Origin of the sequence: Kitasatospora sp. Root107, from assembly GCF_001424875.1 — a bacterium.
Taxonomy (GTDB): Bacteria; Actinomycetota; Actinomycetes; order Streptomycetales; family Streptomycetaceae; genus Kitasatospora.
In genome coordinates, this window is record NZ_LMCT01000006.1 from 137,993 (window position 1) to 150,861 (window position 12,869).

General features: G+C 72.3%; 13 protein-coding genes and 1 pseudogene. All 14 read right to left on the reverse strand.

Going from position 1 to position 12,869, the window contains the following annotated elements; translation table 11 throughout:
- Nucleotides 1-109 precede the first annotated feature (109 nt).
- The 14 genes and pseudogenes from ASC99_RS40150 to ASC99_RS38335 all read right to left on the reverse strand — a co-directional run bounded on the left by ASC99_RS40150 (nt 110) and on the right by ASC99_RS38335 (nt 12,840).
- Nucleotides 110-493 (reverse strand): hypothetical protein, encoded by a 384-nt coding sequence (locus ASC99_RS40150; RefSeq protein ID WP_057229737.1) that lies wholly within the window; start codon nt 491-493, stop codon nt 110-112.
- Nucleotides 494-617: 124 nt separating this feature from the next.
- Nucleotides 618-1,484, reverse strand: a pseudogene (locus ASC99_RS42050) (DNA cytosine methyltransferase); the annotation flags it as partial.
- Nucleotides 1,485-1,629: 145 nt separating this feature from the next.
- Complete coding sequence (locus ASC99_RS07690; RefSeq protein WP_057229738.1) at nt 1,630-2,145, reverse strand: hypothetical protein; 516 nt, start codon at nt 2,143-2,145, stop codon at nt 1,630-1,632.
- An 88-nt stretch (nt 2,146-2,233) separates the two neighbouring features.
- Nucleotides 2,234-2,770: a hypothetical protein gene (locus tag ASC99_RS07695; protein ID WP_057229741.1), complete on the reverse strand. Its 537-nt coding sequence runs from the start codon at nt 2,768-2,770 to the stop codon at nt 2,234-2,236.
- A 55-nt stretch (nt 2,771-2,825) separates the two neighbouring features.
- Nucleotides 2,826-3,521, reverse strand: a complete 696-nt coding sequence (locus tag ASC99_RS07700; RefSeq protein ID WP_057229742.1) for a hypothetical protein — start codon at nt 3,519-3,521, stop codon at nt 2,826-2,828.
- On the reverse strand, nt 3,518-4,066 hold the full coding sequence (locus ASC99_RS07705) for a hypothetical protein (RefSeq protein ID WP_057241260.1): 549 nt from the start codon (nt 4,064-4,066) through the stop codon (nt 3,518-3,520). The genes ASC99_RS07700 and ASC99_RS07705 overlap by 4 nt, the downstream gene beginning before the upstream one ends.
- A 294-nt stretch (nt 4,067-4,360) precedes the next feature.
- Complete coding sequence (locus ASC99_RS07710) at nt 4,361-4,612, reverse strand: hypothetical protein (RefSeq protein WP_057229746.1); 252 nt, start codon at nt 4,610-4,612, stop codon at nt 4,361-4,363.
- Between the two features lie 154 nt (nt 4,613-4,766).
- A complete protein-coding gene (locus ASC99_RS07715; RefSeq protein WP_157531422.1) occupies nt 4,767-5,609 on the reverse strand; it encodes a hypothetical protein in 843 nt (280 codons plus the stop codon).
- Between the two features lie 110 nt (nt 5,610-5,719).
- Nucleotides 5,720-6,871: a DnaB-like helicase N-terminal domain-containing protein gene (locus tag ASC99_RS07720; protein ID WP_057229750.1), complete on the reverse strand. Its 1,152-nt coding sequence runs from the start codon at nt 6,869-6,871 to the stop codon at nt 5,720-5,722.
- A gap of 470 nt (nt 6,872-7,341) precedes the next feature.
- On the reverse strand, nt 7,342-8,787 hold the full coding sequence (locus tag ASC99_RS38330; protein WP_057229752.1) for a DNA cytosine methyltransferase: 1,446 nt from the start codon (nt 8,785-8,787) through the stop codon (nt 7,342-7,344).
- A 19-nt stretch (nt 8,788-8,806) separates the two neighbouring features.
- On the reverse strand, nt 8,807-9,322 hold the full coding sequence (locus ASC99_RS07730) for a hypothetical protein (protein ID WP_057229754.1): 516 nt from the start codon (nt 9,320-9,322) through the stop codon (nt 8,807-8,809).
- 30 nt (nt 9,323-9,352) lie between these two features.
- The gene (locus ASC99_RS07735; protein WP_057229832.1) at nt 9,353-10,186 is read right to left on the reverse strand and encodes a hypothetical protein; all 834 of its coding nucleotides are present in this window, start codon (nt 10,184-10,186) and stop codon (nt 9,353-9,355) included.
- Nucleotides 10,187-10,287: 101 nt separating this feature from the next.
- The gene (locus ASC99_RS07740; RefSeq protein WP_057229834.1) at nt 10,288-12,057 is read right to left on the reverse strand and encodes a type IV secretory system conjugative DNA transfer family protein; all 1,770 of its coding nucleotides are present in this window, start codon (nt 12,055-12,057) and stop codon (nt 10,288-10,290) included.
- 141 nt (nt 12,058-12,198) lie between these two features.
- A complete protein-coding gene (locus ASC99_RS38335) occupies nt 12,199-12,840 on the reverse strand; it encodes a hypothetical protein (RefSeq protein WP_157531424.1) in 642 nt (213 codons plus the stop codon).
- Nucleotides 12,841-12,869 lie beyond the last annotated feature (29 nt).

The following is a 12,869-nucleotide window of genomic DNA, read 5'->3' on the forward strand; positions in this document are numbered from 1 at the left end:
GAAATCCCTGTGATCTGCGTCACCCACCCCTCTTCCAATCCCATGACCCATTCCACGAAAGCCGGGGAAAGACGGCCTCGGGAATCCACCGGATCGGGAGCCGTTCGCGTTACGCGCTCCCAGCGGGCGATGGCAGGGGCGTACTCGCCCCAGCGCTCTCCGGGGGCGTCTGCGCCGGGGACCACATCGGCAGTACCACCTGCGAAAGCGGGGGCGGCAAGCCCCCGCTGGCGTGGTGCCCCGGTGTCCCCGTGCCGTCCGTCTTCGGTGTCGGCAGCAGCCGGGCGGCGGCGCTCGGCAGGGTCAGATCCCAGCGGCTGCCGCGCTGGTTCGGGCCGCCCTTGGTCCCGTCGGTCGCACGCGGGGTCGGCAGCAGGTGCTCCACCAGGTCGGAGAGGTTCGGCCCGTGGCCGCCGGCCTTCCGCAGGTCCGGGTGCTGACTGCCCCCGATGCTGCCCAGGTTCGAGGTCGGGGTGAGCAGCAGGGTGACCACATGCCCCAGGTCCTCCCGTTTCGGGTCCGGGCCCTTGAAGTCCCGGGCCCTCGGCGTCGGCAGGCCAGGCGGCGATGAAGGCCCTCTCGCGTCGGTGTGGTGCTCCGACGTCGGAGGCTCGTAGCACCTGCCAGCGCGCATCGAACCCCGCGATGGCCAGGTCGCCGAGTACGGCACCGAGTGCCCGCAGAGGATGCTCATCTCCTGCGTCTCCCAGACACCACGGGCAGAACTCCACGTCGCCATCGGCTGGCGAGTGAGCGGGGGTGGAGAGCAGGCCGCGGACGTTTTCAAGGATCACCATGCAAGGTCGAAGAGTTGAGATGGCGCGGGCGATGGTGTGCCACAGGCCGGAGCGGGTTCCCTCGGCGAGGCCGCGCCGGTTGCCGGCCACCGAGACGTCGGTGCAGGGGAATCCGGCGACTAGGACGCAGACCGGCTCGACGGTGGTGAAGTCGACCTTGGTGATATCGCCGAGGTTCGGAACCCCGGGCCAGTGGTGTTCGAGGATGGCGGCAGCTCCGGGAGCCGGGTCGGCGTGCCAGGCGATCGAGCCACCCAGGACGGACTGCACGCCGAGGTCGAGACCGCCGTAGCCGCTGCAGAGGCTGCCGATGCGTATGCCGTCCGGGTGCCCGGTCACCGGGCCCGCCCGGTGACCGGCGCCCCGTCTGATGCCGCATCCGGTCGCCGGATGCCGGTCGAACGGGCGGCGTCGAGTGCGGGGGAGGCGAAGAGGTTGGCCCGGGCTGTCAGCACTGCCACCAAGGCGAAGGCGGTGTTGGTGCGGGCGGGCGCGACATCCGGGCGGTCGGTCTGCGCGCCCTGGGGCGGTGGGCTCCAGGTCTCGCGGACGAGATGGTCGTGGACCTCGGCGAGGTCGGCCAGCGGATCGCCGACGGCGGCGACCGATGGAATCCCGGGCTGCTGGGAGAGTGCGGTGACCTGCAGCGCGCGGGCCCGGAGTTCGTTCGCCGTGCTGGCCAGGCACTCGATCTGGATATCGGGAGGGAGGTGCAGGGAGGGCTCCGGGGAAGTGAGGAAGGCCCGGTCGCGGGTGGACAGCGACGGGCAGGCCGGGTACGGCAGGCCGCTCTGCCCCGGTGTGTCGGCGGCGCGAGTCGGGCCGGGGGTGGTCAGCGGGTGCGCGTGGCCCGGGGCGGGGGCCCGGAGTCAGTGCGGTCGGCGCCGCTGCCCTTGCGGAAGGGCAGGCGCAGGGAGGAGCTGAGCCGGGCGGCGGCGCCGCGCTCCTTGGGAACGGGCTCGCCAACCTGACGGCGCGCCCGACCGATGCGGGGCAGCTGGACGTGCTGACGGAGGTGGCGGGACGCCGAGGTGAGGGACCTTGCGGCGTCCCGGTACAGCCACTGGGTGTGCTGGAGGGCGATCTGGGTCGGTGGCTGTCCCTGTGCGGCGAGGACGAGTTCCATGACCTCGCCCAAGCAGTGGTCGGCGAAAGCCGACTGGGTGTAGGCGCGAGCGGCGGCCCGTGCGGCACGGCGGGTGCCGGCCGCTTCGTCCGGTTCGGCGAAGGCGTCGGTCGGAGCGGCGGAGGCGTGGAGCAGTCCGGTGCGCAGCGAGTTGAGCGAGGCCAGCTGCCCGGCGACGAGGCCGACGGGGGAAGCGGCCCGTGTGCGGGGATGGCCGGCCACGTGGCGGCGAGGTCGTCCGCCAGATCGGCTAGCGCCAACAGGTCGGGGCGGTCAGGGAGTTCAGGCAGGGGGCGCTCCGGTGTGAGGGTCAGCGGTTGCGGCGAAGCGGGATGACGGTCGCGGTCGGCGTGGAGTCCTGCGGCGGTTCACTGCCAGCCGGTTGGGCACTGACGATGCGGGAGCCTGCCCGGGCCGCCACCTGCTGGCCGGCACGTCGGGACTCCGGTGTGGCGCCGGGCAGTGACAGGACCGGGGCCGCGGCAGCGGTGGAGAGCCGGTCGGCAACGTCGCGCAGTTCTCCGGCCCCGAGGACGGCGAGGCGCTCTGCGAGGGCGACGCAGCCCTCGACTTGCGCGGTCGCGATTCCGTCCAGGTGCAGCTTCGTACTGTCGGCCACGGCGGCGAGGGCGAGGGCGGCGTGGGACGCGGCGGTGGCGAACGCCATCAGGGCCGCGCGGTCGGTATCAGGGTCCGCCACCCGGAACAGGAACTCGTCGCTGGCGTCGGCGGCGATTGCCACCAGGTGCGTTATCGGCCAGGCGGACTCACGGGGGTCTCCGGCCGGGGCGATGGCGGGCAGGGTGCAGCGCACCGCCTCCAGCCGGTCCGCCAGGGAGCGGATCACGGCCGCCGGGTCGTCGGTGTCGTTCAGGGTGCTCCGATCATCATGGAGAGGGTGATCAGCGGCGTCCTGCCGCCGGGGCGGGGTCGGTGGCCGGGGTCCGCGAGACGAGGCGGGAGGTGCCCGAGCGCCGCGATGCAGCGCTGGCAGTGGCCGCCGCCGCCTGCTCGAAGCCCCACGGCACGATCACCAGGGGCTGTGATCTGGCCTTGGCTCGGGCGGCGAGCATCCGGGCGGCGAGCCCGTCCGGATCGGCCAGGGCCTGTTGCTCGCGGTCGAGTTCGCGCTTGCGGACCTGGCCGAGGCCGGTGCGGAACTGGCGAATCGTGCTGATGGTGTGGGTAAGCATGTCGTCGGCCTCGGCGAACTGCCGGGCGACGCGCTGATCCAGGCCGGGCGCGTAGAAGTGGCTGCGGGTCTTGGTGCGGGGCCGGACCTGGTTGGCGAGGTCGCAGGCGAGGTCGAGCAGTTCGGTGAGCTTGTGCAGGACCGGGCTCGACCGGGTGGCGGCGAAGGTGGGCCCCCAGTCCACGCCGACGTTTGCGACCCCCGGCCCGGGGCGCTGTGAAAGGTCGGCCCTCAGCCTGGAGGCCGTGGCGACGTAGTCGGCCAACGCGGTGATGTTCTGCGCCAGCAGGTCCGGGATCTTGCCCGCCGGCCGCTTGGCGGTGTGCCGCAGATCGCGCCGGATCCCGGCCAGAGCGTTGGCCAGGTCGGTCAGCCGCTGGACGTCCTCCTCGTGGATGTCGGTCATCGTCGCCGTCCCGAGGCGGTGACCAGCGGTGGCCCGGCCGCAGGACGGGAGGCGACCGTGGTGGTGCGCGAGCGCCGGGCGGCGGGTGCCCTCGGAACTGCTACGGGCGGCAGCTGGTCGGCGAGCGCCAACGCCTCCCTCGCTGCGGCGATCCCGGCGTTCTGGGCCTCGGCGACCGCGAAAAGCGCCTGGTAGACGAGGCGGCGCTCACGTTCGGCGCCCTCGGTGTCGTCCTTGGCGGGCAGGGGCCTGTCTTCGAGGACGACGGACAGGTGGAGGGCGTGGGCCAGCTGGCGGTGAAGGGCGGCGGCGTGCACGCGCGTGACCCGGAAGGCGGCCACGGCGGCCAGGCGGTGCGGGTCCTCGCCGGTCGTGGAGGCGGTGAGGTCACTGATCCGGCGCGTGCAGTGGCGCAGTACGGTCCGGGCGTTCTCGCACTCCTCGGCCGCGGCACCGGACGTGAGCAGTCCGGGCCGCTCGGGCATCTTCGCGGGCCGGGCGAGATTCTCCGCGATGAGCGTGAGGACGGAAGCGAGCTGGGTCAACTCGCCAGTGTGGTCGACGGGTTCGGGCGTGGGTCGAGTGATGGGAGGCTCCTGGTGGGGACGGGGGCTACCGGCGGGAAGCGGTGACTGCCGCCGCCGAGGCTGGCAGTAGGACCGCGCTGGTGGTGCGGCCGGTGAGGGGTTCCACGGGCACGGAAGCCGAGGCGCTGCGGGCCCGGGCGGCGGTGCTTCGCGGAACGGGCGGCGCTGCGGCGTCTCGGTTGGACCGGGCTTGGTGGCGCAGGGCGTCACTGGCCTCGGTGAGGGCGAGCCGCGTACGGGAGAGGGACAGGCTCAGTTCGCGGCCGCCCGCTCGCGCACGTCCTCGGCCCGGGGGCTGCCCAGGCCGTCGACTTCGTGGAGCCGGGCGGACATCGCCACAGCTCTGCTGATGCTGGACAGTGCCTGGCCAACCTGGGCGCCGGTGTCGGCGAGTATCCGGGCGAGAGCCTTGCGGGAGCTGTCCACGGGGAAGCTGGTGAGGGCGCCAGCCGAGCCGAGCAGGTCGTGGTGGCGCGCACTGATCCGCGTGACGTGGCGGAGCAACTCGCCGACGGTGGGCGGTCCTTGTTCGCGGTAGGCCCCGGGGACGGCGGCAGCCAGTTCGTCGATCGCGTCGGCCTCGGCCCGAAGCCGGACGGTCGGCGGATTCTGCGGTCGCGGCTGGATCTGAGGGGACAGAGGGACTCCTTGCAGGGGACTACCGGGCGCGGGCGGCCCGCGGATCGGAGGTCGGTTCGCTCAGCCGCGCCGGTCGGGACACGGGCACGTGGGCGGAGCGAACCGCGGTGCTGCGGCCGGTAGCGGCTGCTGCGCGGCCGGTGGCGAACTCCGGAGATACAGCGGTGCGGCGCACGGAGAGCAGCTGCTCCTCGCCCTCACCTACCTCGACGACCAGGTCGCCGGGCTGCAGGTCAAGGGCGTTGATCTGGATGACGTCGGTGGCGCGTCCGTGCCAGTCGGGCAGCCAACCCAGCGACTGGAGAGCGTCCTGCAGAGTCATGGCGTGGTGGTCCATCTGCTTGCGCAGCGTCTGTTCGGATATCTGGCTGAGCCGGGCCCAGTCGGGCAGGCCCATCCGGCGTCCGAACGCCGCCCAGGGGGCGCCGCTGCCGAGGCCGTGCCGGTGTACGGGTTCCTCGGTGATCGCCTGACGGGCGCTCCAGCCGGCCTTGACCCGCTTGGAAATCGTGGTCGCGGTGGCGTTCGCACGCGGGTCGACTGCCCACTGGTGGATCGCTTTGGTCTCCCCGAACGCGGTGAGCGGCTCCTCGTGCTTGGCGGATCCGGGGCCGAGAGCGAGGGCGTCGCCGATGCTCAAGTCCTGTGTGACGACGCGTTTGTAGAGGGTGTGGTAGGTGGTGCCGATCCGCTCGGCCCAGCCGCGCAGCGTCATCGTCCGACCGTTGTACGTGTACTCGGGCAGCGTCTGGTCATGCTTGTCGGTGGCGATAGCCCGCTCGACCTCCCATCCGAGTGCGAGCCGGGTGCGCAGGGCCTCCTTCTTGACCACGCAGCGGGGGTCGGCGGCCCATTCGCGCAAGCTCTTCGCCTGGCCGAATGCGGAGAGCTGGCCTCGGGCCAGCTCCCAGTTGTAGCGGTCACGGCGGGTGTCGGTCGGAATGACGGGGCGGGCGGGACGGTCGTCGTCGGTCAGCGGGTGCTCCTGATGGCGGATCGGGCCGGTGCCGCCTCCTGGGCGGGCGAGGAGGCGGCACCGGATCGGGGTGTGGGGACGGGAGTTCGGGGGCGGGCGGCGTTCCGGCGCTTCTCCGCTGCAGCCGGGACTCGGTCCGCGTCGGTCCGGCGTTCGAAGCCGTGCGCGGTGCGCCAGCGCTCCTGCACGCGCTCGGCGGGGCCGAGGGCGTGCAGCGCGGAACCAAGAAGACGGCCGCCGGGCAGGGACGAGTCGCGGGCAAGCAGTCGGATGACACCGGCCGAACCGGCACTCTGGCGCAGCAGGGATGCGCGCAGGACGCGCTCGGCCCAGTACTCCGGGTCGCCGGTGATCCCGCCGCGAGTGACGGCGCGAATGCCGTCGGCGGTGATGACTCCGGAGGCGACGGCCCCGCGGTGATGCGCCTCCCGCAGCACGGTGAGCGCGTCGATCGGCTCCGATCGGTGCGCGAGAGCGGCCAGTGCCTGGTAGACGGCGCCGTGCCCGGAGCCGAGGAAGTCCGTCGGTCGCAGCCACCGGGTGATCTCGACCAGGCCGCCGGGGACGGCGGTGGCGCAGGAGAGCATCGCGGCCTCGTACTGAAGGGTCGTTTCGCGGACGCTGTCGGCGATCTCCAGCGGCCAGGGCCCCGGCAGCGGACGCGGTCGCTCGTCCAATGACCCCCAGGAGCCCACGAGTTCGAGGATCGCCGCACGCAGCTCGCCGGTCAGCTCCAGCGCGCCTTCGAGGGAGCCGGTGCGGGCGGCGTGCTGGAGCCGGTGGGCGCGTTCGTGGACCTGGCGGCGGATCGCGTCTTCCAGCACGATGCGGCCGTAGGCACCGGCATGACGCGAGACGGGGCACGCCGCGATCAGCGCGGCCCCGTACCCGGGGGTCAGCCCTCGGCTGCGCTCGGCAGCCGCAGCCGCCGCCCCGAGCGCCCAGTCGCGCAGCTGGTCCTCGCCGGCGCCTGTGGCCAGGGCGGGGTGACCGGCAGCGCGCTGGGCGAGCAGGACCTCGTACAACGCGCCGTGGGGATGGCTGTAGAAGTGCTCTGGCCTCAACCACGCTGCGACCGAGTCCAGTTGGCCGGGCGACAGAAGGAGGGCGCCGAGCAGAGCCTGCTCGGCCTCCTGCTGAAGGTTCACGGCAGCCCCCTCGCGGCGCTGGCCGGCGGCGAGCCGTCGCTACGGCCGCACTGGCATCCCGGTAGGGCGAGCCCGGCTGTCATCGCGTCGGGCCGGACCTGCGCGGTTGGCCGGTGGCAGCCGGGGGCGCGGGGGGCTTCTGGCCGGGCTCGTTGGCCTCGGCCAGTGCGCGTTTGATGGCGTCCTGGTGGGCGGCGTACCGGGACAGGGCCCGTTGGTAGCCGCGCCCGGAGCCGAGGAGGAACCAATTCACGTCCGGCTGGACGGGGGCGTGGTCGTTCTCGCTGATGACGTTCTCCGTGAGGATCGTGGATTGGGGTGGGAGACCGGAGCAGGTCGGTCCGGCCGAGGCCGGGGGAACCGGATCGGCGCCGGTGAAAAGGAATTGAGAGCGAGAGCGGCGCCGACAGCACGGTGTGTGAACCACCGCAGGCGCCGCTCTGGTGGTTTCGCGGCCATCGCGGCGCCGGTCAGCGGCTGCGCGGGCCCGGCCGCCGGGGGGTCGCGGACCGCACGGGTACCGCGGGCGGCTCCCAGTCGGTGAATCCGGGCAGCATCGGGGAAGCGGAGAGGGCGGCTGCTGCGCGGACGGAGAGCGGATGGGGCATCGCGGCAGCGAGCGCCTGACTGTCCGGGCCGTAGAGCTCGGCGAGGTAGTCCGGCACCTTCTCCTGCCACCGCCGGCGCAGGAGCGCGCCCAGGACACGGGCGGCTTCGGTGGGGGCGACGATGCCGCCGGCCTGCCGGAACGCGGACGTCGGCGAGCCCTCCCACGGATGGTCGGCGGGCATCCCGACCAGCAGCGACACCTCACCGAGGCCGAGGCGGCGTTGCGGGTCGTCCGCCCAGTACCAGCTGCGCGAGCGCCCGGTGATGGCGGTCGCCGGCCGGTCGGCTGACCACTCGTTGCCGCCGCCTGTGTGTTCCCCGCGGGTGTTGACGCGAACGCCCTCGCGCCAGCCCAGGGCCTGCGCCGCAGTTCGCGTGGGCACAGGCCCGGCCGGCTGCATGGCCTGCAGCGCCACCCGGTGGTGGTATCCGGCAACGAGGAAGGTCCGACGACGGTGGGAGGCGAGGCCGGCATCGGCCGCGTCCAGGGTCTGGAACCCGCTGCTGTACCAGTCGGCCAGTTCCAGCGCGCCGCCGAGGTGGTCGAGGACGATTGCCGGCAGAGCGCTGGACTGTTCCATCGCCAGCCACCGCAGGGAGTTGAACTTCGCGGTCAGGGTGAGTGACCAGATCAGCGTCTCGGCGATCAGTCCGATCTTCGCGTCGCTCATCTCGGCGATCGGCTCCCGGACCTCGGACAAGGTCAGCAGCGGTCCGGTCCAGCCGCCGTTGCCGTCCCAGGTCGGGTCGCTGCAGATGACGCAGGTGTCCGCCTCGTCGCACTCCTCCTCGTCGTGCCAATGCCCGAAGCTTCCTTCGAGGGCGCGCGCGAACACCTCCTCCAGCAGTTTGATGTTGTGGTCCTCGCGTCCCTGGCGCAGGCCGGCCGGTGTCCAGACCTCGCAGGGCGCGCTGACGATGAGACCCTCGACGTGGCGCAGCGCCGGATGGGTCGGGTCCAGCGACCGCACGTCGCAGACGATGCGCCGGTAGCCGGCGGCCACCGCGGTCGCCGCCGCATCGCGGTTCAGCTCGACCCCGATGACGTCGAACGCACCGCCTGTCGGGTTGAGGATGTGCAGTCCGCGTTCCCAACCACCCGGCCCGGCGAAGAGATTGACGATTCGAGGAGGATCACCGGGTCGGGGCGGGTAGAGCCAGGCGATCGGCCAGGGGTGCGCGAGCGCGACGAGCTGCGCGTAGGCCCACGGACCCATCCGCTGGTCGGGGCCGAACCAGCGGCTGTCGCCCGCGGAGGACAGGGGGCGGTAACCGCCTCGCGGGAGTGGGCTGTTCAGATACTCCAAGGGCTGGTGCTCCGAATCGTCAGCGGCTCGGGCGCGGTGGCAGCCCGCCTGCCGGGGGCACGGCCCGGCTCCGGTCCGCCTGACCGCCGGGGTCCTGCGGGGCAGGCGGGCGGCCGGAGCGCCGGAGGGCGGCCCCGGGCGGCCGGGTGGGGGCGGCGAGCATCCCAGCGGCCGTGTCCGACAGGGCGGCGGCAATCGCCTCGATCCGCTCCCTGGCTCGGGCGACCTGCAGGGCCCGGTCGTTGTCGTGGCGCTCCCACAGCCGGCTCTCGGCCGACCTCAGGAACTGGTGCAGCTGGACGAAGGCCCCGTTGTCGCCCCGGACGACGTGGGAGAGGACCCCGGCGAATTCCCCGGGTCCCTCGGTCCAGGTCACCAGCACGGCCCAGGGGTTGACGCTGTCGCCGGACGGCTGGAGCGTCCGCTCCCCCCAGCGCCCCAGGACGGACTCGAGCCCGGTCCGCAGCGCCTCGTCCTTGCCCGGGACTGCCGGCAGGTGCGCGGGCTCGTGATTCTCGAAGCGGGGATGAAGCATGGCCGTCACCTCCAAGGGGTGCGACGTAGGTCAGTTGGCGGGGCTGCCGGAGCGGCACGAGTACGGGGAGCAGCCGTCCTCGGGTCCGAACTCGGCTTCGTCGGCGGCCTGTTGCTCGTCGAGGGCGAGCTGCTCGCGGCGGGTGAGGCGGTCGATCGGGGCCTCGGACAGCGGCACCCGGGAGCGGTGGAGGTACGCCTGGCCGAGCAGGGGGCGGCCGTCCGCGGTGGCGCGGGCGTTGCCGGCCCGGATCTGGGCGTCGAACTCGACGACGTCCGCCCACCCCGCCGGGTCGCTGTCGCGGATCTCCCGCCACTGCTGGTTGCCGTGGAACGAGCACCCCAGGCAGCTGCTCTTCGGCGTGGTCTCCAGACCGTGCTCGGCAAGCAGGGCCAGGCAGTCGCCGCGCGACAGGCCGAGTTCGATCAGGGGGAACCGGTTGCGCGTGTATTTGACGTCGGCGTCCTTCGCACGGTGGAATTCATCCGTCGAGATGCCGATCCACTGCTCGGTGAAGACGTCGGCCGGGATGCGCGCCGGATACGGGTATCCGAGGATTTCCCGGACCTTCTTCTTGATCGGTGAAATTTTATATTCACCGGTGCATTGGCGGCGCGTCATCCCAGGTGAGCCGTCCTTGTTGAGGATGTAGAGCGGCATACTGGCGAAACGGTGAGCCGGGTCCAGGGCGTCGTTCCTGATATTGCCGGAGGAGACCCGGAAGATGGGTACCCCTGCGGGCTCGGCTATCTCGCGTTCGACGCGGTCGAGGTGTTCGTAGACCTTTTTCGGCTCCCATCCGGTGTCCGCGAAGATCGCGTAGTCGAGCTGCGGGAGCTCGCCGAGGGCGGACAGGAGGAGCAGGGTCGTGGACTGGACCCCGGCGCCGAGCGACAGCGTGCGAATCGTCGGGGCGGCAGTCGTGGTGGGGGCGGTGGCGGGGTGGGCGGCAGGCAGGCGAGGACTCATGCGGCGGCCTCCGCCTTGGCCTTGGCCCGCTCGGTGATCGCGGCGGTCTGCTTCGCCGATGCCTTGCCGATCACGTCGGCGCCGGATTCCTTGTACCAGGGCTGTAGTTGGAGCATCGCGGGCTTGATCCCGGTGGCGAACAACAGCGCCGAGCCCTTCTTGAGGGCGCGGATCTGGTCGGCGGGAAGGATGCGTTCCTGCCGCATCGAGACGGAAGTGGAGCGGCCGGACTCGGAGGTGGAGTGCGAGACGCTCTCGACGTCGTGGTCACCGACGAGCCTGCTGAGCTTGTCGGCGAAGTCGGCGTCGTCAATCCCACTGCCGATAATCTTGATTGTCGCGGCGCTCCACAGGGCGTCCATGCCGACTTCGCCCCACACCCGCTGGCCCTGCCGGTAGGACTGCAGGATCGTGATCGGGATGACCCCGCGCGAGCCCAAGTGCGAGTACAGGTCAGGGAGATCGGAGATCTTGCAGACGTTGGCTGCCTCGTCCAGGATCGCCAGCAGGGGCGGGTCGAGGCGTCCGCCGTCGCGCTCGGCCTGGATGACGGCAGTGCGCATCACGCTGTCCGCCGCCGCGGCGATCAGCGCCGAGGCGCTGCCGCCGCCGTCCTTGGACAGCAGGTACAAGGTGTCCTTGTGGTTGACGAACTCGGCGGGGCGGAACTGCGGCAGCGTGTCGCTCGGGGTGACCCAGGCGGCGATCTTCGGGTCGAGCAGGCACGCGGCGTACTGCCGCGCGGTCTCGAAGATGCCGTCCCGGGTCTCGACCGCGCCGGATACGGTGCCCTGCAGCTGGGCGGCTATGGCAGTGAGTTGGCTGGACTTGAGGATGTCGATCGGCGTGCGGTCGGCGGGCTGGGCGAGCCAGCCGAGCACATCCGTGATCGGCCGCCCGTCCGCACCCGCCGCCAGAAACAACGCCGTCAGCGTGTTGGCCGCGGCGGTGCTCCAGAAGTCACCCTGCGACTTCTCGTCGACGGAGGCGGTGACGAAGTGCGTGGCCAGGCGCCGAGCACCGGGCAGGTCCTTGGCGTCGGCGAGCGGATCCCACCACATGGCCTGTTCGGTGTGGGCGATCTGCTGCGGGTCCATCGTCCACACCCGGCCCACTGCGGCGCGGGCGTCCAGGGTGACTGTGTAGGCGTCGCCGGCGGCTTTGTTGCTGGTGAGCAGGACCGGGCCGGGGGCGCGCAGGATGGAGGGGACGGCCAGCGAGGTCGTCTTGCCGGAGCGGGGCGCCATGATCGCGACCGCGACGTCCTCCCAGGAGGTGCGCACCTCGGGCCCGCCGGCGCCGAGGCTGCCGAGCAGGACGCCGGTGTCGTCCGGCTTGAGCGATCCGGGTTTGGCGGCGGCGATGCTGGGGCGAAGGCTCCGGGCCTTGTCGGCGACTTCCTTCGGCAGGAGGGCGGCCAGGTCGCGGCTGGTGGCCAGCCCGGCGCTCTTGGACCGGCGGCGCTTGATCACCCAGCCGGTGACGGTGCCCGCGAGGAGCGCGAAGACCAGGCCCGGGATGATCCGGGCGCCGACCAGCATCTGCAGCGGGTCGAGTGCCGGCCACATCCGGTCCGGGTGCAGGGCGGCGGTGACCGGCTGGAAGGGCTGCCAAGTTCCGTTACCGAGAAGGTGGTTGGTGAGGTTCCCGCCGGTCCAGGCAAGAGAACCGTAGGCGGAGAGGGCGAGGCCGCCACCGATGAGGGCATAGAGGAGGGCATCGGTGCCGGGAGAGGACGAAGGAGCCTTGGGAGACGGGGAGGGCAGAGGAAGTCCTTGCTGGGAAGGCCCGGGCGCGGGGCGGCGCGCGGGCACGGGCACGGGGAAGGCCGCGAGCGGCCTGGGGACGGCGGGGCGGGCGGCGCGGTGTACTCACGCGCTCGCGGCCCGGGGCCGGAGATGTGCTGGTCAGCGCCGTGGAGAGGCGGCGGCGCCGGGAGAGGTCCACGACCGGACCGCAGGTGCGGCCAGCGCGGTGGCGGACGCGGCGTGGCGAACGTGGGCTGCCTGGGCGCGATGGCGGCCCACGGAGTGTTCGAGTTCCGCGAGTTGACAGGCCGCGTGGGCGAGCGAGTGGTCACGGTGCAGCTGCGGCGCAGTACCGTCGGGGCGCATCAGCGGGGCGATGATGCGCACCTCATGCTTATCGAGCCGCAGCGCGATCCACCGGCAACCGGCCCCGGGACGGTCCGCGGGGACGATGCCAGTGGCAGCCAGCACCCGTCGGGCGGTGGCCGCCCACTGGGCATCGGTCAGGGACGGGGCGTCGGGGTGATCGCGGATCGTGCAGTGCCATACGTCGCGGCTGCGACCCGGACGCTGTTCCCTGCCGGGCCGGTGGGCGCGCAGAAGTCCGTCCAACTCGGCAGCGAACGCGTCGAGTTCATCCGTGGCAAGCGGGGGCAGCGTGCTGATCTCCCGCCAGGCACCGATAACGGTCGGGCCGGGCCCGCCGGTACCCGCAGAAAGTGGTGTTGCGCGGACACCAGCAGGTCGCGGGTGCTGGCGTAGCGCGTGATGGCTGGAATCAGGGCGGACACGTTTCGTCATGCCAGTGTGTGTGGCCTGGCGGGCGGATG

Bases quoted from the DNA above. Each gene is read 5' to 3' on its own strand.
- ASC99_RS38335 (WP_157531424.1), bottom strand. From the start codon at position 12,840: ATGACGAAACGTGTCCGCCCTGATTCCAGCCATCACGCGCTACGCCAG.
- ASC99_RS07730 (WP_057229754.1), bottom strand. From the start codon at position 9,322: ATGCTTCATCCCCGCTTCGAGAATCACGAGCCCGCGCACCTGCCGGCA.
- ASC99_RS07700 (WP_057229742.1), bottom strand. From the start codon at position 3,521: ATGACCGACATCCACGAGGAGGACGTCCAGCGGCTGACCGACCTGGCC.